This is a genomic window from Salinimicrobium oceani (assembly GCF_012037645.1).
Genome location: NZ_JAAVJR010001738.1, coordinates 1 through 255, shown reverse-complemented (window position 1 = coordinate 255; position 255 = coordinate 1). Strand labels below are relative to the sequence as shown.

At 43.9% G+C, this 255-nt stretch carries 1 pseudogene; it reads right to left on the bottom strand.

Annotation, left to right across the window (positions count from 1 at the left end):
- Nucleotides 1-255, bottom strand: a pseudogene (locus HC175_RS23815) (3-phosphoshikimate 1-carboxyvinyltransferase); the annotation flags it as partial.

Below are 255 nucleotides of genomic sequence, written 5' to 3'. Positions count from 1 at the left end.
GCTGATGCTGTTATTTTCGAAAGTTCCGGTTATTCCGCATTGTCTCAACAACTGCAGGGTCATCTCAATATAGGGTACAGAGGTCACCTTGCCCTCAAGATCAATTTTAAGACCCCGTGGCAGCGATGGCGCCATGAGCATTAAAGCCGAAATATACTGGCTACTGATATTTGCCTGCACCTCGACCCTATCTTTTTCAAAATTTTTTCCCTTTATTCTTAATGGCGGGAAACCCTCCTGCTTTTCATAGGATAT